The organism is Sphingobacterium sp. 1.A.4 (assembly GCF_002734245.1).
In the GTDB taxonomy this organism is placed as follows: Bacteria; Bacteroidota; Bacteroidia; order Sphingobacteriales; family Sphingobacteriaceae; genus Sphingobacterium; species Sphingobacterium tenebrionis.
Genome location: NZ_PEAZ01000085.1, coordinates 124,615 through 144,533, shown reverse-complemented (window position 1 = coordinate 144,533; position 19,919 = coordinate 124,615). Strand labels below are relative to the sequence as shown.

Below are 19,919 nucleotides of genomic sequence, written 5' to 3'. Positions count from 1 at the left end.
AAGGATAATATTTAATGATCAGCAGCAATCAGTTTACGGATCAACACGATCTGTCCCAAATGGTAATAGCCATGTTCTATAACGCCTTCTATGTTACGCCAATAGTTTCCAAACCTTTCTTCAAAGAATGTTTCTTCTAATTTACTTTCGTCAAAGCGCTCAATGGTTTGGGCAAATTTCTCCGCATTATCCAAAAATACATGGACTAATATCTGCCATTCTCGGTCCTCAACGATCTCCGGAACATCGAAACTAAACTTATCTTGAATCGTAAATTGCCCATCTTCCAATCCTTCCAAAATTCCCTGCAGGTAATAATTGATGTGATATACGATGGCAGCAATGGTGTTTAAATCAGCAATCTGGGTACTTGCTATTTGCCAATTGATCTGCTGTAATTGATCCTGATAATTTGTATTTGCAATCCAAGTTCCTGAAAGATATACTTCCCGAAACCTGGAAGCCATAAATTCGCATCTTTCCATGGTTTCTTTTTTAAAGGATTTTTTATGCTCTCTTTCTAAATGCTATCCAAACTATATCTAACTCCTATCCCTACTGTATTTTGTCTGAGCGATGTATCCGATTTCGACCTTCGCTTCTACACATTTGAATTTAAGGAGCTTATCCAGGCTTCCAAATAAAGAAGTCCCGCCACCAAGCAGGTAAGGAATGGTGGTGATGATCATATCATCAATCAGATCTTCTTTAAGAAATTGTTGGATCACGACCCCTCCATCTATATATAAACGAAGGTATCCTTGATCATGTACAGTTTTCAAAACATCCTGAATCTCCCCTTTAAGCAAATTCACTTTTCCTTGATAGGCAGGAGGAATACTTTCCATGCTATTGCTCAAGACAAATACAGGCTTAGGATAAGGCCAATCCCCACCGAATCCACAAACTACCTCAAAGGTGTTTCTACCCATGAGTATGGCGTCGATTTCGGCTATGAAATCCTGGTAGCCCATATCCTGTTGTTCCGGATTTGGGATGGACAATAACCAATCAATCTTATCGTGGCGATCTGCAATATACCCATCCAAGCTGGTCGCAATAAATACCGAATTCCTTTTATCCATAAATGTTGTTATTCTTCTCCGTTAATTGTTGTTCTCCGTTGATTGTAGTTCTCCGTTGATTGTAGTTCTTGTCATCCATTGAATGTAATGATTGAACCTCTGAACTGCTTATTTGTTCTCTCCAAAGGTCAACAAATTCATATCAGGGTCTAGGATAGAAAATTCTTTCATCCCCCAGGGTTTTAATGATAAAGGTCCATTTGGATGAATGGGAACACCATTAGCCTTAAACTCTTCGTATAGCTTTTCTATTTCGTTGGTCCGAATATAGATCATCCCATAATTATCTGTTATGGAAAGATCTTGGAATTCAAAAAAATGGACCTCAATATTATCCCTATAAAGCATTAGGTAATCTGGATACTCATCTCCAAACTGTTGGAATTTAAGTTTATCTAGATAGAAATCTTTGGTAATTTTCAGATTTCTTGATGGAAGCTTGGGGTGAACGGTTGATAACATAACTAAATGAATTGAATTACTGATTTAGAGACCAAATTAATGCTTTCTCCTTGGTGGCACGGAATATGGTTTGATGTTGTTGTTGAGGTTCATCTGAATATTTCCAATTCAACGTAGCGGGCGAATTGTTCTTCAGGCTATCTGCAAGTTGTTTCGTGTATTGGTTAATATCTTCGGCATCAGAACCTGCAAACCAAAGGATTTTTTTATTTGCTGGCATTTTTTTAAGATGTTCTCCAGCTGTCCTCACCAAATAGTGGTCGTTCCACCATATGGAAGGATCAAAAGCGATATAATAATCAAATAATTGCGGTTCTAAGAAGAAGGATTCCATCACGAAATAACCGGATAAGGACTCCCCTAATATTCCTTTTATCAAATTGGTTCTATAATGTTTATTGATCTCAGGGATCAGTTCATCCTTGATAAAGGCACGGAACTTTTCAGATCCACCTATTACCGGAGCAACTTTCTTGTCTTCCTCTACATTTGTGATACCGGTAAGATCCCGCCTTCTCTGGGTGTTTTCTATCCCTACCAAAATAAATGCAGGAATCTGTTTGGTTTTGATCAAGGTATCAAACGTATGGGCGATATGCGGAAAATCCTCCATCAATCCCCCATCAGCCATATACATTACTGGAAGTGAATCCGTTATTTCATCATAATTCTCAGGTTTCCAGATATTGATTCTTCTCGATTCGTTCAATATTTTTGATTCGATCCGAAGGGAGTCATGGGAAGGAATCGGATCAGCATTTTGCTTATTGGATTTACAGGCCGAAGTCCAGAGTAATAGGAATAATAAGAGGTAGTTCAATGATTTTATCATGTAATTTTCAGCTATATTTATAATTGATTATAAATATAGCTGAAAATTAATTGCCATTTCTTAATTAAGAAGTTTTACTTTCGTTCATTTCTTTGGTGGTATTATTTAACCGAATCTCTACACTATTATTTGGAGCTTGTAGCATAGGACATCCTTTGGCTAAACTTGTAAAAAGAATTACCAACATCTGCGAGTTTACCTTTTTCAGAAAGATCATTGATCCATTTCATCCAACTGTCCATGTAGAATTTCATTTGTTCTTCCGAAGGTTGATTACCTGCAGTTTGATTGGTTCTAAAAATTAGTGTGAATTTTTTCATTTTAATGAAGGCAACTCAATTTGAAGTTTTATTTTGGCTTTCAAAGCAGTAAAAACCCGTAATAAAGTATCCAAAGTTACATTAGTAACATTGTTTTCAAGTCTAGAAATTTGGGCTTTCTGTACTCCAATCATTTTTCCCAATTCTTCCTGAGTCAATTTTCTTTCTTTTCGAATTTGTTTAATAGCAGTTCCAATTAAGTCCAATTGAAGTTCATATTCAAATAAATCTCTTTCAATAGATCCTACCTTTCCAATAAGTTCATCCTGCACTTCATTTAAAGTATGTGTTTTCATAAGAAAATTTTTGACTATTTTATCCTTTCAAAATTTATGTTAATTTTTCCTTAAAGTACCTTAACATTAATTTTTTAGCCTTTTGAATTTGACCACTTGGGACCTTTCCTTGTTTCTTAATAAAACCGTGTGTAGCAACAACCAATGTTCTTTGAGTGGAAGTTTTGTCCCAAAAGGTTAACAATCTATATTGAGCACCGTGGTATAAAGTCCTAAGTTCAAAATATCATTATTTAATTTTTTGAATAATTCTGGATCATTTTCTAACTGAAGCTTACGGATATTGAAAAGTATTTTTTCATAATGTTTTCGCTCCAGTCCTTTTAAAAACTCGAAAGCTTCATCTAAAAATATAATTTCGAAACGATTATTCATTTGCTCAAACAAAATTATAAAAAGTTTCTTTAAAACGAAACATATATCGTATTTTTAATTCATTATTAGACACTTATTATAAGGATATATTAGATGGAAGAAATCCAATAATATAAGGATAATGCTCCATCAATAAAGAAATAACCGCCTAAAGCAATTAATACTATCCCTAATGGTTTATTAATCTTTCTGTTTTTCTCATTTATAAGAAAAACGCCAAAGGCTAAAATGAAAGGTGAAATAAAGAAAGTAATGAATTCCATTAATTGGATTCAAAATTTGATTAATAATAATTCTAATTATAAATATAACCCGTAATCTGATTTAAATGATGTGCCAAATGGGAATTATAATCAGCAGCTAGAAACGCTAAAGTTTGGTCATTTGCTCTCCTTTGAAAATCTTCATCAGTGAGATTTGTCCAAAGATGTACTAATTGTTTATTTAATGCATTCCATAGGTCGATCATCTGTTGTGTTTCAGCTACTTGGTAATGATTGTATTTACACCACTTATCTTGATCATAAAATATAATAGGATTAACCTCAAATTGTGCCAAAAGAAAACGTCTATGATTGTTTGTTGCACTATCGATTAGATGGCCTAAAATTTCTTTTTTACTCCATTTTTCTGGTGATTCTTTATGTGTGTAAGTTTGCTCATCGATCAATTTCAAATGAGAGGTTGCTAAATCAATAATTTGGGATAATTCTTGGATAGTTGTTGGAATCATGATAAAATGGTTTTATTAAAAGTAATTTATTATTGTATACTTAACAAGAGAAATTATTTCTCTAATTCATTTACGATCACCTTTGCAATTTCCTTGGAACTGAAAGGGTTTTGACCAGTGATCAGATTACCATCTACCACGACATTGGAAGTCATAGGTATAAAAGCCTTTTCAAACTTCACTCCTCTTTCTTTAATAGCAGCTTCAAGATTAAAAGGAACTTCTTTTTTCCTCCCAGCGATACTTTCTTCAAACCAATCAAATCCTGTTAAGCTCTTTCCAGAAATTAAATAGGTACCATTTGATAATTTAACGTTTAATAACCCACCAACGCCGTGGCATATCGCTGCTACCATTTCACCTTTCTCATATTGTTTTCTGATGATAGATTGCAAAACATCATTATCTGGAAAATCATACATGGTTGCATGCCCTCCGGCTAAATAAACACAGTCGAAAAAATCATTTTCTACTTCAGTAAGGCTTTTGGATTGATGGAGTTCTTCCAAAAAACCGGGTGAAGAATAATATTCTTTCGTGATTTTATCCATTACAAAAGGTTTTAGACTTTCCGGATCAATGGGTACTTTTCCACCTTTAGGACTTGCAATAGTAACGCCCCACCCTTTTTGTTTTGCAGCATGATAGATGTGTGTCAGTTCGCTTAACCATAAACCTGTTGCTAATCCGCTTTCATAATGAGCTACATTTGTAACCACCAATAATAATTTCTTCATATTAAGAGTTAGATTTAATAAGAAAACTTAATATTTAGAAATATGTTTTGGTTCTTATTCGTCCATTAAAGACCAAGCCGGTTTAAATATTCATTTCCCAATGGGGAAATCTCATAACCTACAGGTTGACTAATGGTCAATCCTAAATTTTTCAGTTTCCGGATATTAAGCTTGAGCCATTCCTTTTCAAAACCAGTCAATTTTGCTATACCTATGGCGTGTAAATTGGGGTTGTCTTTTATGGCTAAAAGAATCTTGTTAGTCCAATTTCCTTGTTTACTAAAACGATCTAATTTATCCACTTTATTCTTCAGCTCATTGAATTGATCTTCGGATAGTTCTGTTTGTTCCCTTAATTTAATTCTGGGATCTGCTGAATGATAACTGACGGTTATTTTATAAATATTTCCTCTGTTGTTAGGACCAAATGATTTTAATAACTGGAGCGTATCATGATAACCCGCCATTATAGCATCTTGATCGGTTATATCAATTTCGTTGACAACTTGAATATCGCTGATTTTGATTAAACCTACTGACGTATGCACAAGGCTTCCAATTTTAACGGAAGCCTTATGCCACTTACGAAATGCCAATGTGATTTCTCCTGATTTAATACTTTTCAGGTGTATCTCTTTAAATAGCATATTAATTTTTTTATAAGATTAAGCTTCTAATGCAAACAAAGCGATCTTATTCCCTTCATTATCCAATACATGTGCAATGAAACCTGATTTTATCTGCTTGGAGTCCATCACTATTTTACCATGGTTTTCTTTTACTCTTTCAAGTGTCGGACCTAATTTTTCACCCGCATTAAAATACAAAATAACTGTTTGATTAGGCTCAGCATTTTGATTTTCTACCAATGCGCCAGAAACATTACCTCCATCAAATGGAAAAGTTAGCGATTTAAATCCATCAAATTCCATGGGGGTTAATGAAATTTCTAATACATTTTCATAAAATTTTTTGGCTCCGTTAAGGTCATTCACAGGCAATTCAAACCAATTAATTACGTTGTTCATCTTTTTTATTTTTAGTGATACAACAAAAATATGGGGATTGATGACCTTAAAATTGGATAAAACCGACAGGCACTAAACTATCCATTCTGGATAATTTTCTACCTGTTCTATGGTCTGATGAAGGTATTGTTTTGGATTCATTCCTGTAAAAGCCTTAAACTCCCTTATAAAATGAGATTGATCAAAATAATCATTTTGATAGGCAACATCTGTTAATGTTTTGAAATTGTTTTTACGGAAAGCTTCTAGACCCGACTGAAAACGAACAATTCTTGAATAGGCCTTAGGAGATAGTCCTACATATTGCTTTATCAATCTTTCTAAAGATCTTTCGGAAATTTTCATTTCAGATTGAATGTCTTTTAACGCTTTGCCTTGCTGCAAAAGAATAGTAGCAAAATCTGCCCTATTAAGACTTTGTTCTACCTGTTGGATTCGTTTTTGAAAAAAAAGGGAAATAATTTCAATTTTCTCTGTAATTGAGGAAGCGTGTATAATTTGTTCAAGTATGGGTTCTTTCGTAAGACAGCCTAGTGCAATATGCTGATTAGTCAGTTCCAAAGCATCTATTTTAAAAATGGCTTTAAGTGCAGTTGGTTGTAGATATGCACCAAAAATTCTAAAATTTCCTACTGCTTGTTGTTCACCTGGACAGGTTGTTTGCCCATATAGAAACATCTGCGGCAAAAGTTTGTATTCTTTGTTAAGAAATAGATCAGGCTCTTCTTGAACTATTAATCCTGAGAGACCATCAGGGATTATTTTAAACGTTTTATCGGCAGTACCTTCTAAAACCCAAAAATATCGGATATAGTTCTGCAATGGCTTAATCGGAAGGATTTTTTGATAAAACATTATAATTTTTAGAACTCGTCATTATTAATTATAAATATAATCCAAATCTCTGAGATGCCCAGTAAATAAATAGGTGGCCAACTCCAACTACCATTTTTTCTCCAGTCACTACATACTTAATTTCAACCTTAACAATGGATAATTTCTACCTTGATCATCCTGATCAGTTCTTTCAAATATTTCAAATCCAAAATTTTGATAAAATTTCAGTGCCTTTGTGTTTTGTTCATTTACATCTACTTTATCGGCTTTTAATTCATTGACTGCGAAATTCAATAATTTCTGGCCATGCCCTTGACCAAAATATTCAGGAGCTAAAAAGAGCATTTCAACTTTTTTATCTGCTACGCCGATAAAACCCAATACAACCCTTCCATCAACTAAACAAAAAACCTGTATATCCTTGAAATTAATAGTGTAAACAAGCTCCTTAATTTCTTCAAAATCAGTTGGGGTTAGGAAATCGTGTGTCGCAAGAACGGATTTCTCCCAAACTTCCAAAACTTGTGGTCGATAGATTTCAGAATATTCAGTAATTTCAAAACTTGGTGTATGCATAAGGCTAATATACTGATAAAACTTAACGTTAATTATCCATTTTCTACAAGTGGTTTCGCTGCTATGCCTTCAAAATATGTTTGTTTTAGGGTTAGAATCGTGCTTTAAGCAAGGTTAAAGCGAGGTTATAGTAAGGGAAAAGTATGTAAAGCATACATTTTACATACTTTTAGTATACTTTCAGTATGTTTTTACTTCGAAGGTAACCTTTAATAAAGAAGTCTTAAATTTAACTAAATTAAGAGAGAAAAAGGATTATCACAATTGCAAAAACAATTCCCGAGAACGGGAAGAGTCGCAATTAAATCTCATAGTTTGGGAAGTAGCCAAAATGAAACAATTTGAACTTTCTAACAATAAGATTTGGCCTTTTTAACAAATTAAAATTATCTTTCCTTATGGAAATTTGTCTTTATCAAAATTTCAAAAAATGGAAAATAAGGAAACGGTATTGGTTACAGGAGGATCTGGGTTTATTGCGACCCATTGTATCATTGTTTTATTGAAAAACGGTTATAAAGTAAAGGCAAGCTTACGTTCTTTAAAGAAATCGGAATTGGTAAAGGAAATGCTCACAAAAGGTGGCATTAATTCTTTTGAAAATTTATCTTTTGTGGAAGCAGAACTTTCCAATGAAAAAAGTTGGGAAACAGCTGCAGAAGGTTGCCAATATGTTATTCATACGGCTTCTCCAACACCAAATACAGATGCAAAATCAGAAGATGATTTTGTAACTCCTGCTGTAAATGGCGTACTGTTCGTGCTTCGTGCTGCTAAAAAAGCAGGTGTAAAGCGGGTTGTACTTACATCTGCCTTTGGAGCTGTAGGTTTTGGCACCAATAAAACGACTCCATATACGGAAGAAGATTGGACGGTTATCAATGGTACTGTTGCACCATATCAACGGTCTAAAACAATTTCAGAAAAAGCAGCTTGGGAATTTATTAAAAAAGAAGGCGAAGGAATGGAGCTTTCGGTTATCAATCCAATTGGCGTATTGGGACCAATTTTATCCCACGACTATTCTCATTCCATTCAAACCATAAAAAACATGTTAAATGGCGGTATGAAAAGTTGTCCAAAAGCAGCTTTTGGTTATGTTGATGTTCGTGATGTTGCCGACTTGCATTTCTTGGCAATGACAAAATCGGAAGCCAATGGTCAACGTTTTATTGCTGTAGAAGGCAAAGCATTATCTTTCTTAGAAACAGCAAATATTCTAAAAAAGAATTTTGGAGAAAAAGCGCGTAACGTACCATCAAAAGAAGTTTCAAATTGGGTCATAAAATTAGTGGCACTGTTTAATCCAAAAGCAAAATTAATTATACCTTATTTGGGATTGGTGAAGGAGGCTAGCAACGAAAAAGCCAAAACCCTGTTAGGATGGAAACCTAGAAAAGTAGAAGAGGCCGTTGTTGCGACTGCACAAAGTTTAATTGATTTTAAAGAGGTAAATGTATGAAAGTGATCATCACTGGCGCCACGGGAATGGTTGGCGAAGGCGTTTTATTCGAGTGTCTGGAAAATGCAGCAGTATCGGAAGTATTAATAATTGGCAGAAGAAATTACGAAATGAAACATCCGAAACTAAAGAAACTTATTTTGAAGGATTTCTCTGAAATCAATGATCATTCCGAAGTATTGATACAATATGACGCTTGCTTCTTTTGTGCAGGCGTAAGCTCTGTAGGAGAAAGCGAGGAAAGTTTTACCAAAAAGACATACGATTTTGTAGTTCCGTTTGCCACTTCGCTTGCTGCTATCCATCCCGCGATGACATTTATTTATGTTTCGGGCAATCGAACCGACAGCACTGAAAAAGGAAAAGTAATGTGGGCAAGAGTAAAAGGGCGCACCGAAAATGCGTTGATGAAATTGCCTTTTAAAGGCCAGTACAATTTTCGCCCAGCAATAATGACCGGCACGAAAGGACAAAAAAATGTAAAAACCTTTTATAAAATAATGGGACCGCTAATTGCTCCTTTCATTTCCGCAAAAACGTTGAAGCTTTCGGAGGTTGGAAAAGCCATGATCAATGCAGTGGCAAAAGGATATCATACGCAGATTTTGGAAACAGAGGATATTTTGAAATTGTCGAAATGAAAATAACGGAAATAAAATCCTGCATTATTGGTCCGGTGATTTCAGCCGAGCAATTTATTGCTGAGCATTTCTTTTTGTTTTTGGGAAAGGGCAGAATGAATGCTTATGATGGAAATAAACATTATGTTCTGAAACCCGGAGAAAGTTTTCTTGTTCGCAAGAATCGGTTAGCCAGATATAATAAAGTAAAGGATAATGACGAATTTGAAAAAGTAATTATCTTTTTTGATGAAGCTTTTTTAAAGAGTTTCCAGAAAAAGCATTCTATTGTATTTAAAAATTTCACTTCCAAGGATGCTATTATCAAATTGAATAAAGATGATTTGATCAATAGCTTTTTATTTTCATTAGAGCCTTATTACAATCATTCAGGAAATATCAGTCCTACATTTTCGGATATCAAAAGAGAAGAATTGTTGCTTATTTTGCTTCAACTGCATCCAGAATTGTCTGATATTTTGTTTGATTTTGGAGTTCCTGGACGAATAGATTTGGAGAAATTTATGCAGCAAAATTATAAGTTTAAAGTGAGTATGGAACGATTCTCCTTTCTGACAGGTCGTAGTTTATCGGCATTTAAGCGGGATTTTAAGTCCATTTTTAATGAAACGCCTAATCGTTGGTTGGTAAAAAGAAGGTTGCAAGAAGCTCGCTTTCTGATAGAAGAAAAACAACAAAAACCGGCAGATTTTTATCTTGATTTAGGATTTGAAGATTTGTCGCATTTTTATTTTGCATTTAAAAAGGAATTTGGAAGGACACCTGTTGAAATGCGGGGTAAAGGTTAGACTGCAGTAAATGCGGTTGTATTCTCTTTCCTAACTTGTTTCATAATTCGCTAATCCATTCATTTATATAAGACATTGAATCAACCAAATTTATATAATATTGGCATAAATCTATTATATCAAACTTATATTTATCAACTCATCCATTTCACATTCTCTATTTCTACGGACGGCTTACCTATGCATCTTTAGCTCATATAATGTATACTTTTCCAATACACCCCGGAAAATAAATTCTTCTTCATTTTGCTGAGCTGGTGGAAATTCAAAATCTAATTATTATTGAAAAGAAATTAGAGAAAATTAATCCTAGAAGAATGTTTCAACAAGGATGATGATCAGGCTTTATGCGTATTTACTGCATCAACAATATCCTCCTTGATAAATTCCCAATATTTCCCTCTTAAACAGATTGGATCGAAATCATCATCGGCAAGCTCAAAATTAATAAGGTTGTCCAATATTAGTTCTTGATCGTGTGTGTAAGGATATCGATCCTGATGCAGAGAAAGCATAGTAGAAATTTTATATTGGGATAGCAATTCATGCAAATCCCAGAAATCCTTCTTGCGACCTATCCTCTGTACAACATCAATTTTCATGGCAATGATTTCTTCGGTCGTAGCCATTCTGATTGTATCCACGATCAATGGAGGTTGTATAAAAGTATCTGTATAAAAAACATCTAATTTTACCACATTATTGTTATCTGTGCCTATACTATAAGATTTACCCATTGCCGGATCTATACTTGAAAAATGATAGTAGTAAGGAAATGTTTTCTCTATGAATTCATCTATAGCTTTAAAATCAATAGAACCATACGAGGCATCACTAAACAAATCTATATCTACAGACAATCGATGCCCTAATTGAAGACTTAATGCTGTACCACCTACCAAACGAAAGGATTCAAATACAGAGGATTCCATTAAAGTAATCAATGTATTTTTTAAAAGATCATTGACGGTGGTATAGTACATCATGATTAGTCTGTAGTTTTATTTAATCGGTATATAGTATATGGATCTCTGATATTGGACTCCTGTAAAGCTTGGTTTACTTTTTCAGTACCATAAAAGCGAATAATCTCCCTTTTGTCATTTTCGTTTCCACGCTCAAAAACGCGTTGAATAACAGCTCTGTACTGTCGTTCCCAATCTATGTGTTGAATGTCGGTATCCCAAAACAATTCTTTACTAAGGATATGCAGATCAGGAGTATTTTTGATTTCTTTTTCTTTGATTTTTTGGATATCATAATAGGCTTGCAATATCACTAAAGTACCTTCTTCCAATCCAAGTTCTCTTTCAATCTTCAATGCTAATGCAGTGCTAATTCCTCTTTTACCTTTAGTAATAGCGTTAAACGTTTGGGGATGTTCCTCTAAAGACATAGCAAAAGGACGTTGTTTGATAGAACGTTTTTTTAATTCTCTATCAAGTACAATCCCTGGATGGATCCCTTTGTACTTCTCAAATTGCCTATTCATAATACAAATATAAACATTTTTGCTTACATAAAATTGGCAAAAGAAAACAATTCAAGAATATTAATTTTTTTATGGAAAGGCTATAAATAAACAAAGCCCAACTATCGTCGGGCTTTTTTTCTTCAGCGGAGAGGGAGGGATTCGAACCCTCGATACAGTCATCCCGTATACAGACTTTCCATTTCAATGCTCAGTTTAAGTAAAGAAATCTAGATTTAAATATATGTAGATAGGCTTTTTTAGAGTGCGCAGTTAGTAGTTTATTGTTGTTGTGGACCCATTATGAGTGCGCAATTATTAATGAATTATTTAACAAAATGGCGAGAAATGGCGAACTACACTATTCCCAAGATTAACTTTGGTAAGAATTGCAGAACCAAAGCAGAACAAGCAAAAACCAAATGGGTGATTGAATTCACAATTGGTGACCAACGAAAACGAGTAAGTAACGGTCTTAACAGGTTACTGGATTATGACAAGAAATTATCCGAGTTTAACAAACTAAGGGATTCAATTGAAGATGAACTTATAAAAGGAACATATAACCTACCTAAACAAAAGCCTGTAATTATTCCTACAGTTAAAATTGCTGTTAAGGAGTTTATTCAATGGCATAAAACCTTATATAAGCTAAAGTAAGACGTTTTAAGATACTTTGCTTTTTTTTGAACACTAATACGGTTTTTTATAGATAATTGATTACAGGTGTGTTTCTGAAGTTCAAATTCTTTGTATGTTATATAAGTGAGATAAAATTAATTTAAAAAGCTTAGTTTTATATAAATTAAAAATCCAACCCAATATAATAATGAAAAAGAATAATTTGAAAGGCTTCGGTCTAGTATATATAATTTTATCAATTGTAATTATATATAATATAATTTATTTCTTATTAATTCTTAGTAAAGCAAATGAATCTGATAAAACATTATACGATACTGTAGGAAATTTTTTAACATTATTTATTAATACTCTTACAATATATTTTGTGTACAAAACATATGCATCCAACAAAGAGGATGTTCAATTTAATCGAACTATAGATTTGTTTTATAAGCAGTTGACCTATTCAGAAAAAAGAATTTTAAATGATGTAGCATTACAATCACAAATGGAGAAATTTTTCAAAAGGGTACAAAACTCAAATGTTTCATTTGAAGTGGAGAATGACTTTTTAGGTAATGATGAATTGGAAAGATATAGTAAAGTCTTAAAATATATTTCTGAGGACTTATACATCTATACCTTAATCTTAGAAAGAACCAATTTAACTTTGGACAATAAAAAATTCATAGTAAACCTTACAATAGGAAATATTTATCCCAATCTATTAATAAGACTTTCTGAATTCCAAAACCTATATAAAAATTTCAAAAACAGCATTAATTATATTGAAGCCAGTGAAAGACAGTCAACAACCCTAACCCATAATGATGAATTAATAGTTATTTGTAATGACATTGACTTTTATTTAACAATTATTACTGGTTCGGTCTTTTTGGAAATAGAAGATGGATTGAATTTAGGAGAATAAATAGGATATCTTTTTCATTAATAATACAATATAGAATGACTAAGAAAAAAACACCTAACATTGAGTTTGGTTATCTTATACCTGCAATTATCGCTATATGCCTAATAGCAGTAGCAATATCAATTATTATAATTTACACGGATAGCGAAAAGAATTCAAACATCATTCAGAATGCAATAAGCCTATCAACATTAATTTTAACAGGGATAACATTAGTCTTTTTGTACCTCACATTGAATCAACAGCAGGAACAAATTGACAGCAATAAAAGTGATGTAGAATTCAACAGGGTTTTGGATTTGATTTATAAGAATGTAGAATATACGAAGAAAGACTTTGATATTTTATCGGAGGCAACTTTATATGTTGATTCTAGTATTCAAAGCCGTTGGACAATAGAAAATTATCTTCAGAAATTTTTTGACCTTAATGAAGACAAGTTTAAGCACGATAAACTTGGAGATTTGTTTAATAAGAGACATAAGATGGTTGATTACTATATAAAATATAAAGGAAGGCTTGGAGTTTATGTATCTAGGTTTAGTACCATAGTTGGTATCTATCAAAAATTAATCATTGAAAATGATTCCCTTAAAGGTGAATCAAAAGAAATTTTATATTTCTTAATAAATGGTTTGTTTTATAGGGATGCGGTTTATGTTATTGTAAGGTATCATACATTCCTTAAAACTAACTTAGAAATTATAAAAGGGGATTTGATGGATTATTATAAAAACGATGTTGAAGCTGTAAAAACTACGTTAGATTCAGTTAATAATTTATCAAAGAGAATGAGTGAACTGGAAGGGTTTTTTAAACACAAATAAATTGAATAATATTCGGTTCTATATTTTTATATATTTTATAAAATAGGTGGGTATTAGATGTTGAAGCAAGATATATGCTGTTTTGGGTTGTATATGTAATGAAGAAACATTAAGTTTGCAATTGTTAATCATTTGATTGATAATGTTTTATATATTGTAGGTGATTTGAGGTAGTAAATCCGCCTGTCTATTCCCCAAGCATCCGAACCCATATCCAACCGCAACAAAATATATCTTGAAAACATTACCCTGTGCGCTGTATAAAGCAGTATCAACTTCATCCAAAACATTTTATAAAATATAATAATCCTCAATCAGTGCGCTGTTTTGGGTATATACTTTTTAAATTTAAAATGTGTGGCGAGGCGTGGCGAGATTTATGTGAATTCACAAATAATTTTTATTAAATATTTAACAATAATGTGCGCTGTAATGGTATGAATTTTGTATCTTTATATACGTTTAAAGCACAAAGAAAAGGGATTTAAGTGTTTTATTACCTAAATCCCTGATGCGGTTCTTACAACATATAAATTGCTAGTTGCGGAGAGGGAGGGATTCGAACCCTCGATACAGTCATCCCGTATACAGACTTTCCAGGTCTGCTCATTCGACCACTCTGACACCTCTCCGTGTCAATCGTGGCGCAAATATATAAATTTATCCCATTAAAAACATATTAATCCAAAATAATTCGTTTTTCGTTTTGCTTTCCCTAAATTAGGGCTGAGCGAATATGAAGCGAATCCTATCAATCGACGGCGGTGGAATTCGGGGAATCATCCCCGGCATGGTATTGGTTTCCCTAGAGCAAAAGCTTAAGAAACAAAGCAATAACCCAGATGCCCACCTTTCTGAATATTTTGATTTCTTTGCAGGCACCAGCACCGGTGGAATCTTGGTCAGTATTCTTCTCTGCACCCATCCCAATGATCCTACAAAACCTCGGTTCTCTGCTCAAGAGGCATTGGACATTTACCTGGAACATGGCACAGAAATATTTACAACCAGCAGTTGGCGCAGATTCTTGAACCAATTTGGACTACTAACGGAACTTTACGATGAGCATGTGCTTGAAAAAGTATTGGAAAGCTATTTCGGAGATATGAAGCTAAGTCAGCTCATAAAACCCTGTATCATCACCGCCTATAACATCGAATTGCGGAAAAACCATATCTTCCGGCAACAGAAAGCGATTTCCCATGGCGAATCCCGCAACTTCTTTTTGAAGGATGTTTGTCGAGCTACTTCCGCAGCGCCCACCTATTTTTCGGTGGCAGAGATCTATTCCTTGGCAGGCACGCGATATCCCTTGGTGGATGGTGGCGTATTTGCACATAGCCCCGCCATTTCGGCTCTTCTAGAGGTGCTCAAAACCTTTAAGACCTTCAAGATAGACGATGTACATATCCTCTCCCTCGGAACAGGGATTGCCAAGAATGCCTATAACTACGAAGATTTCAAAAAGAAAAAGGCCATTTCGATCGGGCCGGCTTTGGTGGATATCATGACTTCCAGTTCTTCGGAAAGCAACGATTATTTCCTACATCAACTGTTCCGATCTGTACAGCAGAGTTCCAACTATATCCGCTTGGAGCCATCCAACCTCTCCTCCATCGAACCTTCATTGGATGCGGCATCAAAAGGAAATATCCAGAAGATCGTTTCTTTGGCAGATAAGATGATCAGTGATAACGAATACTTATTGGATGCCTTAGTGATCGACCTCATCCGCGAAAAAGAAAAAGGGAAAGAGAAAAAAGAATTAACCGTTTGGCAATACCTTAAGGATAAATTTTAATAATTTTACTATCTTAATAAAATTCCAAAAAGAACATTATTCCATGGCAAAAACAATTGCATTAATAGCCCATGACGGCAAAAAAGCAGAAATGGTCGGTTTTGTAAAAGACCATCAGGAAGAACTTTCAAAAGCCCATCTGGTAGCCACCGGAACTACCGGCTCCTACATCCAACAAACGGGTTTGGAGGTAGAACTTAAATTAAGCGGTCCGAAAGGTGGCGATGCCCAAATTGCAGCAATGGCCGCAGAAGGAAAAATCGATGGCATCATTTTTTTCAGGGATCCCCTGGGTAAACATGCCCACGAACCCGATATTCAGATGTTGATGCGGATTTGTGATCTTTGGAATGTGCCTTTGGCTACCAACCTGGCAACAGGAACCCTGATCATTAAAGGATTACTGGAATAAACCCAGATGCATTTTCAAGCATTAATGGTTATCATATTTCAACAACAGATTAAACATAGAAAGATTACATATTATAAATGGAAAACGATAAAGTGAATAAGGACGAAACTACTCTTGATAAGAATAAAGCAGAAGCGAACAAAACAGAAGATACCATTGGTTTAAACGAGGTATTGGTGAGTATTGGTGAAGAAAATTACACCACCAATATCCAATATGGCGACCTTTCTTTGATTGCCGATGAGCCTTTGGAGCTCGGCGGACAGAACAAAGGGATGGCCCCATCCCAATTGTTGCTATCGTCCGTAGGAGCTTGTAAAGCCATCACTATGCGTATGTATGCCAACAGAAAGAAATGGAAAGTAAACCGTATCGATATCAAGATCAGCAGTGAGGTTCAGAAGAGCGAACAACAGCAAACCACCTTTATTCGCTGCAATATCTTTATAGATGGCGATCTGGATGAGGAACAAAAACGCAGGATCTACATGATCGGCGAAAAATGTCCGGTTCAGAAAATGCTGCAAAATCCAATTGTTGTAGAAAGTAATCTAATTGATACAAATAGTTAAGAAAATAAAAGAGGATTGTATATTTGCGGCCTAGATTAATTATTAATCATGCATACCATGAGTGAGCACACCTTTACGAGTCCCTTCCGTAATTTTACACGTGAGGAATGGAAAAGATTGAACGGTCAATTAAGTCATGCGATCCGCGAGGAAGACCTCAGCCAATTGCATGCCTTGAACGAGCCCTTGACCATGCAGGAGATCGAAGAGGTGTATATTCCCTTGGCCCACTTATTGGAATTGCATATCAATAAATTCCAGGAGCTCCATGCGATAAGCAATGACTTCTTTAAAAGGAACCATCAAAAACTGCCTTTCATCATTGGGATTGCAGGATCTGTTGCGGTGGGTAAATCCACCACAGCAAGGGTGTTGAAAAAGGTTTTGGCCCTATTGCCGCATCGACCAAAAGTGGAACTGGTGACTACAGATGGTTTCCTCTACCCGAACAAGGAACTTATCAAACGGAATATCCTGAACAGAAAAGGATTTCCGGAAAGCTATGATAGTAAGAAGATCATTCAGTTCCTGGCGGATATCAAGTCAGGAAAATCTTCGGTTTCTGTACCCTTATACTCCCACTTGGCGTATGATGTTCTGCCAAATGAAAAACTGGTGATTTCCCAACCTGATGTGTTGATCGTGGAAGGGATTAATGTTCTTCAGGTCAATTCTCGTAGAAATGGTGTCTTCGTATCTGATTTCTTTGATTATTCCATCTATGTGGATGCGGATGAGAAGAACATTGTGGATTGGTATATCGACCGTTTTGAATCCCTGAGAGCAACAGCGTTCCAGAATGAAGCCTCTTATTTCCATAAATATGCAAACCTGAGTACGGAGGAAAGTATCGCCATGGCGAATAATATCTGGAATGAGATCAATCGCCCGAATCTACATCAGAATATACTTCCAACGCGTTATCGTGCTGATCTGATCCTTAAAAAAGGATCACACCATTTTGTGAAAAGGATCAAGGTCAGAAAGATCTAATTAGCTTTGTGCTTATCAGCTTTGATTCTTTGTCCTTTTCGGCTTTTTATCAGGAAATGTAAATAGACTCAAATTTGAGGACCTCTTTCAGGATTTCATTCTCCAACTGTCGATGCATGCGGTTGCTATTGCTGATGGCGTACAGATCTATTTTATACTTCACATAATCCTTACCGATTTCCGTAACTTTTAGTTCAATAGTGCCGTCCTTAATCTTTAGGTTTGGGTGGGTGATCAAGCTCATTTTCAATGCTTCTTCCAATTCTTTGATATGGATGGATACGGATAAAGGCAGCTCAAACCTCACGGAAAACAGACTGGATTGGTGTGCGGAAAGGTTCATGAATGTCGAGGTGAATACCATATTGTTCGGAACCATCACAATATCATCCTCTTCGTCCTGTAATACCAGGTTGGCAAAGGTAATATCAATAATACGGCCTTTATGCTCTCCCACCCTAATTCTATCCCCTACGGAGAGCTGTTCTGAAAACATCACGATCAAACCTGAAATCATATTGGTGATGTAATCCCTGAAGATCACAGCTATCGCCATCGCCACAATGGTCATGCTGGTGATGAATTTCCCTGGATCGATTCCAAAGGCCAACATCAAACAGATGATTCCAAATACCACATTCAAAATGGCGGTTAAGCGGTTAATTCCCAACACGAAGTTCCCACGAACAGGCCGATGGGAATGCCGGGTATTATACAGGAATATGATCAGAAACCTTAAAATGGATAAAATAACGCTGACGATTAAGAATGCTGATAGCCCATCGATAAATTGGACCAATCGTTTATCCAATTTCAGTTCCGACTGGAAATAGAAATAATATATGGTCACCAGACCCAATAAAAAGACTTTTAACAGAAAAGACCAGGGTATCCTTTGTTTATTTTCTTCCAAGCTTGCGTTCATGGTTTTGAAGATATTGTTTTTTTGGTTTCGGAGCAAAACAAGTTCATGGAATATACCGTTATATACTTAATAATCAACCATTAAATTAAAAAACAATTCATTTAGGTTATTGATTCACTTAAATAACGTTTTATAATTCTTAAAAAACAAGTAACTTAGCAGTCGCTTTTTATAGCAGCAAACACGAAAATATGGAAACAACATTTGATTTTGAGAAGCCAATTGCAGATTTGCAAACCCAGATCGAAAAAGTAAAGCAGGTTGAAGAAAAAACCAAGGTGGATATGGGCGCAACTGTTCGTGAGTTGGAAGAAAAATTAGAACAAACAAAGGTTGACGTATATAGCAATATGACTGGATGGCAGAAAGTGCAGATGTCCAGACACGCAGACAGACCACAAACCTTCGATTATATTGACCTGATCTGTAATGATTTCGTAGAACTTCATGGAGACCGAACGGTAAAAGATGATAAAGCCATTGTTGGTGGTTTTGCGTCTATTGGTGATGAGTCGGTGATGATCATTGGCCATCAGAAAGGTAAAAATACCAAAGAACGTCAGTTCCGTAATTTCGGGATGGCAAATCCGGAAGGATACCGTAAAGCGCTTCGCTTGATGAAGATGGCAGAGAAATTCAATAAGCCTGTTATTACCTTGATCGATACGATGGGTGCTTATCCTGGTTTGGAAGCGGAAGAACGCGGACAGGGCGAGGCGATTGCAAGAAATTTATTGGAGATGTCGGTATTGAAAGTGCCAATTATCTGTATTGTGATCGGTGAAGGTGCTTCAGGTGGTGCTTTGGGAATTGGTATTGGTGATAAGGTGTATATGTTGCAGAATACCTGGTATTCGGTGATTTCTCCAGAATCATGTTCTTCTATCCTTTGGAGAAGTTGGGACCATAAAGAAAGAGCAGCTGAAGCTTTAAAACTTACTGCAGAAGATATGTTGGGCAATGGATTGATCGATGGGATTATTCCAGAGCCATTGGGCGGTGCTCATCAGGATCCTGAGACAACGGCGTTGAATGTGAAGGACAGGATCTTGAAAGATTTAGCGATTTTAAAAGCAAAAGATACAGATACCCTAGTGCAGGAAAGAATTGAAAAATTCAGCAATATGGGTGTGGTGAATGAATAAATAATCGTCATTGCGAGGAACGAAGCAATCTTTGGACTATGTCATC

Annotated in this window: 28 protein-coding genes and 1 tRNA gene; 11 read left to right on the top strand and 18 right to left on the bottom strand. The window is 35.3% G+C overall.

What is annotated here, in order from left to right:
- Positions 1-11: 11 nt before the first annotated feature.
- The 14 genes from CRJ00_RS14935 to CRJ00_RS14875 all read right to left on the bottom strand — a co-directional run bounded on the left by CRJ00_RS14935 (position 12) and on the right by CRJ00_RS14875 (position 7,281).
- Positions 12-485 (bottom strand): DinB family protein, encoded by a 474-nt coding sequence (locus CRJ00_RS14935; RefSeq protein WP_099367550.1) that lies wholly within the window; start codon positions 483-485, stop codon positions 12-14.
- Positions 486-542: 57 nt separating this feature from the next.
- Positions 543-1,085: a dihydrofolate reductase family protein gene (locus CRJ00_RS14930; protein WP_099367549.1), complete on the bottom strand. Its 543-nt coding sequence runs from the start codon at positions 1,083-1,085 to the stop codon at positions 543-545.
- A 108-nt stretch (positions 1,086-1,193) separates the two neighbouring features.
- Positions 1,194-1,547: a bleomycin resistance protein gene (locus tag CRJ00_RS14925; RefSeq protein WP_099367548.1), complete on the bottom strand. Its 354-nt coding sequence runs from the start codon at positions 1,545-1,547 to the stop codon at positions 1,194-1,196.
- Between the two features lie 16 nt (positions 1,548-1,563).
- On the bottom strand, positions 1,564-2,379 hold the full coding sequence (locus CRJ00_RS14920) for an alpha/beta hydrolase (protein ID WP_180268503.1): 816 nt from the start codon (positions 2,377-2,379) through the stop codon (positions 1,564-1,566).
- Positions 2,380-2,504: 125 nt separating this feature from the next.
- A complete protein-coding gene (locus tag CRJ00_RS14915) occupies positions 2,505-2,699 on the bottom strand; it encodes a hypothetical protein (protein ID WP_099367547.1) in 195 nt (64 codons plus the stop codon).
- The gene (locus tag CRJ00_RS14910; RefSeq protein ID WP_099367546.1) at positions 2,696-2,995 is read right to left on the bottom strand and encodes a helix-turn-helix domain-containing protein; all 300 of its coding nucleotides are present in this window, start codon (positions 2,993-2,995) and stop codon (positions 2,696-2,698) included. Before CRJ00_RS14910 ends, CRJ00_RS14915 begins: the two co-directional genes overlap by 4 nt.
- Before the next feature lie 34 nt (positions 2,996-3,029).
- Positions 3,030-3,179 carry a hypothetical protein gene (locus tag CRJ00_RS19230; RefSeq protein ID WP_257213806.1) on the bottom strand — a complete coding sequence of 50 codons (150 nt, stop codon included), beginning with the start codon at positions 3,177-3,179 and terminating at the stop codon, positions 3,030-3,032.
- The gene (locus tag CRJ00_RS19225) at positions 3,173-3,370 is read right to left on the bottom strand and encodes a hypothetical protein (RefSeq protein WP_257213805.1); all 198 of its coding nucleotides are present in this window, start codon (positions 3,368-3,370) and stop codon (positions 3,173-3,175) included. The genes CRJ00_RS19230 and CRJ00_RS19225 overlap by 7 nt, the downstream gene beginning before the upstream one ends.
- Positions 3,371-3,665: 295 nt before the next feature.
- Positions 3,666-4,103 carry a DinB family protein gene (locus CRJ00_RS14900; protein WP_099367545.1) on the bottom strand — a complete coding sequence of 146 codons (438 nt, stop codon included), beginning with the start codon at positions 4,101-4,103 and terminating at the stop codon, positions 3,666-3,668.
- 53 nt (positions 4,104-4,156) lie between these two features.
- Entirely contained in the window at positions 4,157-4,840 is a 684-nt protein-coding gene (locus CRJ00_RS14895) for a type 1 glutamine amidotransferase domain-containing protein (protein ID WP_099367544.1), read from the bottom strand.
- Positions 4,841-4,905: 65 nt separating this feature from the next.
- Positions 4,906-5,487: a hypothetical protein gene (locus tag CRJ00_RS14890; RefSeq protein WP_099367543.1), complete on the bottom strand. Its 582-nt coding sequence runs from the start codon at positions 5,485-5,487 to the stop codon at positions 4,906-4,908.
- A gap of 18 nt (positions 5,488-5,505) precedes the next feature.
- Positions 5,506-5,868: a VOC family protein gene (locus CRJ00_RS14885; RefSeq protein ID WP_099367542.1), complete on the bottom strand. Its 363-nt coding sequence runs from the start codon at positions 5,866-5,868 to the stop codon at positions 5,506-5,508.
- 72 nt (positions 5,869-5,940) lie between these two features.
- On the bottom strand, positions 5,941-6,723 hold the full coding sequence (locus CRJ00_RS14880; protein WP_099367541.1) for a helix-turn-helix domain-containing protein: 783 nt from the start codon (positions 6,721-6,723) through the stop codon (positions 5,941-5,943).
- Positions 6,724-6,831: 108 nt separating this feature from the next.
- On the bottom strand, positions 6,832-7,281 hold the full coding sequence (locus CRJ00_RS14875; RefSeq protein WP_218962228.1) for a GNAT family N-acetyltransferase: 450 nt from the start codon (positions 7,279-7,281) through the stop codon (positions 6,832-6,834).
- A 430-nt stretch (positions 7,282-7,711) separates the two neighbouring features.
- Between CRJ00_RS14875 and CRJ00_RS14870 the strand changes: the two genes are divergently transcribed.
- From CRJ00_RS14870 to CRJ00_RS14860, 3 genes are read left to right on the top strand one after another with little or no spacing between them, the layout of a single operon-like run.
- Positions 7,712-8,743, top strand: a complete 1,032-nt coding sequence (locus CRJ00_RS14870; RefSeq protein ID WP_099367540.1) for an SDR family oxidoreductase — start codon at positions 7,712-7,714, stop codon at positions 8,741-8,743.
- Entirely contained in the window at positions 8,740-9,384 is a 645-nt protein-coding gene (locus CRJ00_RS14865; RefSeq protein ID WP_099367539.1) for an NAD-dependent epimerase/dehydratase family protein, read from the top strand. Before CRJ00_RS14870 ends, CRJ00_RS14865 begins: the two co-directional genes overlap by 4 nt.
- Positions 9,381-10,172, top strand: coding sequence for a helix-turn-helix domain-containing protein (locus CRJ00_RS14860; protein ID WP_099367538.1), 792 nt, complete (start codon positions 9,381-9,383; stop codon positions 10,170-10,172). The genes CRJ00_RS14865 and CRJ00_RS14860 overlap by 4 nt, the downstream gene beginning before the upstream one ends.
- Before the next feature lie 338 nt (positions 10,173-10,510).
- Here the strand turns inward: CRJ00_RS14860 and CRJ00_RS14855 are convergent, their stop codons facing one another.
- Positions 10,511-11,158 (bottom strand): nucleotidyl transferase AbiEii/AbiGii toxin family protein, encoded by a 648-nt coding sequence (locus tag CRJ00_RS14855; protein ID WP_099367537.1) that lies wholly within the window; start codon positions 11,156-11,158, stop codon positions 10,511-10,513.
- A 2-nt stretch (positions 11,159-11,160) separates the two neighbouring features.
- Positions 11,161-11,664, bottom strand: coding sequence for a helix-turn-helix transcriptional regulator (locus CRJ00_RS14850; RefSeq protein ID WP_099367536.1), 504 nt, complete (start codon positions 11,662-11,664; stop codon positions 11,161-11,163).
- Between the two features lie 282 nt (positions 11,665-11,946).
- On the opposite strand from CRJ00_RS14850, the gene CRJ00_RS14845 reads away from it, so the two are divergent.
- From CRJ00_RS14845 to CRJ00_RS14835, 3 genes are all read left to right on the top strand, one after another.
- Entirely contained in the window at positions 11,947-12,303 is a 357-nt protein-coding gene (locus CRJ00_RS14845) for a hypothetical protein (RefSeq protein ID WP_099367535.1), read from the top strand.
- 169 nt (positions 12,304-12,472) lie between these two features.
- Positions 12,473-13,198 (top strand): hypothetical protein, encoded by a 726-nt coding sequence (locus tag CRJ00_RS14840; protein WP_099367534.1) that lies wholly within the window; start codon positions 12,473-12,475, stop codon positions 13,196-13,198.
- 35 nt (positions 13,199-13,233) lie between these two features.
- Positions 13,234-14,025, top strand: a complete 792-nt coding sequence (locus CRJ00_RS14835) for a hypothetical protein (protein ID WP_099367533.1) — start codon at positions 13,234-13,236, stop codon at positions 14,023-14,025.
- 544 nt (positions 14,026-14,569) lie between these two features.
- On the opposite strand, the gene CRJ00_RS14830 is transcribed toward CRJ00_RS14835, so the two are convergent.
- Positions 14,570-14,657 (bottom strand) — tRNA-Ser (locus tag CRJ00_RS14830).
- A gap of 104 nt (positions 14,658-14,761) precedes the next feature.
- Between CRJ00_RS14830 and CRJ00_RS14825 the strand changes: the two genes are divergently transcribed.
- From CRJ00_RS14825 to coaA, 4 genes are all read left to right on the top strand, one after another.
- On the top strand, positions 14,762-15,826 hold the full coding sequence (locus CRJ00_RS14825; protein ID WP_099367532.1) for a patatin-like phospholipase family protein: 1,065 nt from the start codon (positions 14,762-14,764) through the stop codon (positions 15,824-15,826).
- Between the two features lie 43 nt (positions 15,827-15,869).
- Positions 15,870-16,238, top strand: coding sequence for a methylglyoxal synthase (locus CRJ00_RS14820; protein ID WP_099367531.1), 369 nt, complete (start codon positions 15,870-15,872; stop codon positions 16,236-16,238).
- Positions 16,239-16,315: 77 nt separating this feature from the next.
- Entirely contained in the window at positions 16,316-16,810 is a 495-nt protein-coding gene (locus CRJ00_RS14815; protein WP_099367530.1) for an OsmC family protein, read from the top strand.
- 57 nt (positions 16,811-16,867) lie between these two features.
- The gene (coaA, locus tag CRJ00_RS14810) at positions 16,868-17,803 is read left to right on the top strand and encodes a type I pantothenate kinase (RefSeq protein WP_099367567.1); all 936 of its coding nucleotides are present in this window, start codon (positions 16,868-16,870) and stop codon (positions 17,801-17,803) included.
- A gap of 49 nt (positions 17,804-17,852) precedes the next feature.
- Here coaA and CRJ00_RS14805 read toward each other — a convergent pair whose 3' ends face one another.
- The gene (locus CRJ00_RS14805) at positions 17,853-18,728 is read right to left on the bottom strand and encodes a mechanosensitive ion channel family protein (RefSeq protein ID WP_218962227.1); all 876 of its coding nucleotides are present in this window, start codon (positions 18,726-18,728) and stop codon (positions 17,853-17,855) included.
- A gap of 191 nt (positions 18,729-18,919) precedes the next feature.
- On the opposite strand from CRJ00_RS14805, the gene CRJ00_RS14800 reads away from it, so the two are divergent.
- A complete protein-coding gene (locus CRJ00_RS14800; RefSeq protein WP_099367529.1) occupies positions 18,920-19,873 on the top strand; it encodes an acetyl-CoA carboxylase carboxyltransferase subunit alpha in 954 nt (317 codons plus the stop codon).
- Positions 19,874-19,919: the final 46 nt, after the last annotated feature.

Coding starts and splice junctions, on each gene's coding strand:
- CRJ00_RS14930 (WP_099367549.1), bottom strand. CDS start 1,085: ATGGATAAAAGGAATTCGGTATTTATTGCGACCAGCTTGGATGGGTAT.
- CRJ00_RS14875 (WP_218962228.1), bottom strand. CDS start 7,281: ATGCATACACCAAGTTTTGAAATTACTGAATATTCTGAAATCTATCGA.
- CRJ00_RS14805 (WP_218962227.1), bottom strand. CDS start 18,728: ATGAACGCAAGCTTGGAAGAAAATAAACAAAGGATACCCTGGTCTTTT.
- CRJ00_RS14885 (WP_099367542.1), bottom strand. CDS start 5,868: ATGAACAACGTAATTAATTGGTTTGAATTGCCTGTGAATGACCTTAAC.
- CRJ00_RS14865 (WP_099367539.1), top strand. CDS start 8,740: ATGAAAGTGATCATCACTGGCGCCACGGGAATGGTTGGCGAAGGCGTT.
- coaA (WP_099367567.1), top strand. CDS start 16,868: ATGAGTGAGCACACCTTTACGAGTCCCTTCCGTAATTTTACACGTGAG.
- CRJ00_RS14825 (WP_099367532.1), top strand. CDS start 14,762: ATGAAGCGAATCCTATCAATCGACGGCGGTGGAATTCGGGGAATCATC.
- CRJ00_RS14880 (WP_099367541.1), bottom strand. CDS start 6,723: ATGTTTTATCAAAAAATCCTTCCGATTAAGCCATTGCAGAACTATATC.
- CRJ00_RS14835 (WP_099367533.1), top strand. CDS start 13,234: ATGACTAAGAAAAAAACACCTAACATTGAGTTTGGTTATCTTATACCT.
- CRJ00_RS14895 (WP_099367544.1), bottom strand. CDS start 4,840: ATGAAGAAATTATTATTGGTGGTTACAAATGTAGCTCATTATGAAAGC.
- CRJ00_RS14840 (WP_099367534.1), top strand. CDS start 12,473: ATGAAAAAGAATAATTTGAAAGGCTTCGGTCTAGTATATATAATTTTA.
- CRJ00_RS14815 (WP_099367530.1), top strand. CDS start 16,316: ATGGAAAACGATAAAGTGAATAAGGACGAAACTACTCTTGATAAGAAT.
- CRJ00_RS14900 (WP_099367545.1), bottom strand. CDS start 4,103: ATGATTCCAACAACTATCCAAGAATTATCCCAAATTATTGATTTAGCA.
- CRJ00_RS14935 (WP_099367550.1), bottom strand. CDS start 485: ATGGAAAGATGCGAATTTATGGCTTCCAGGTTTCGGGAAGTATATCTT.
- CRJ00_RS14820 (WP_099367531.1), top strand. CDS start 15,870: ATGGCAAAAACAATTGCATTAATAGCCCATGACGGCAAAAAAGCAGAA.
- CRJ00_RS14800 (WP_099367529.1), top strand. CDS start 18,920: ATGGAAACAACATTTGATTTTGAGAAGCCAATTGCAGATTTGCAAACC.
- CRJ00_RS14910 (WP_099367546.1), bottom strand. CDS start 2,995: ATGAAAACACATACTTTAAATGAAGTGCAGGATGAACTTATTGGAAAG.
- CRJ00_RS14890 (WP_099367543.1), bottom strand. CDS start 5,487: ATGCTATTTAAAGAGATACACCTGAAAAGTATTAAATCAGGAGAAATC.
- CRJ00_RS14845 (WP_099367535.1), top strand. CDS start 11,947: ATGAGTGCGCAATTATTAATGAATTATTTAACAAAATGGCGAGAAATG.
- CRJ00_RS14855 (WP_099367537.1), bottom strand. CDS start 11,158: ATGATGTACTATACCACCGTCAATGATCTTTTAAAAAATACATTGATT.
- CRJ00_RS14870 (WP_099367540.1), top strand. CDS start 7,712: ATGGAAAATAAGGAAACGGTATTGGTTACAGGAGGATCTGGGTTTATT.
- CRJ00_RS19225 (WP_257213805.1), bottom strand. CDS start 3,370: ATGAATAATCGTTTCGAAATTATATTTTTAGATGAAGCTTTCGAGTTT.
- CRJ00_RS14860 (WP_099367538.1), top strand. CDS start 9,381: ATGAAAATAACGGAAATAAAATCCTGCATTATTGGTCCGGTGATTTCA.
- CRJ00_RS14925 (WP_099367548.1), bottom strand. CDS start 1,547: ATGTTATCAACCGTTCACCCCAAGCTTCCATCAAGAAATCTGAAAATT.
- CRJ00_RS14920 (WP_180268503.1), bottom strand. CDS start 2,379: ATGATAAAATCATTGAACTACCTCTTATTATTCCTATTACTCTGGACT.
- CRJ00_RS14850 (WP_099367536.1), bottom strand. CDS start 11,664: ATGAATAGGCAATTTGAGAAGTACAAAGGGATCCATCCAGGGATTGTA.
- CRJ00_RS14915 (WP_099367547.1), bottom strand. CDS start 2,699: ATGAAAAAATTCACACTAATTTTTAGAACCAATCAAACTGCAGGTAAT.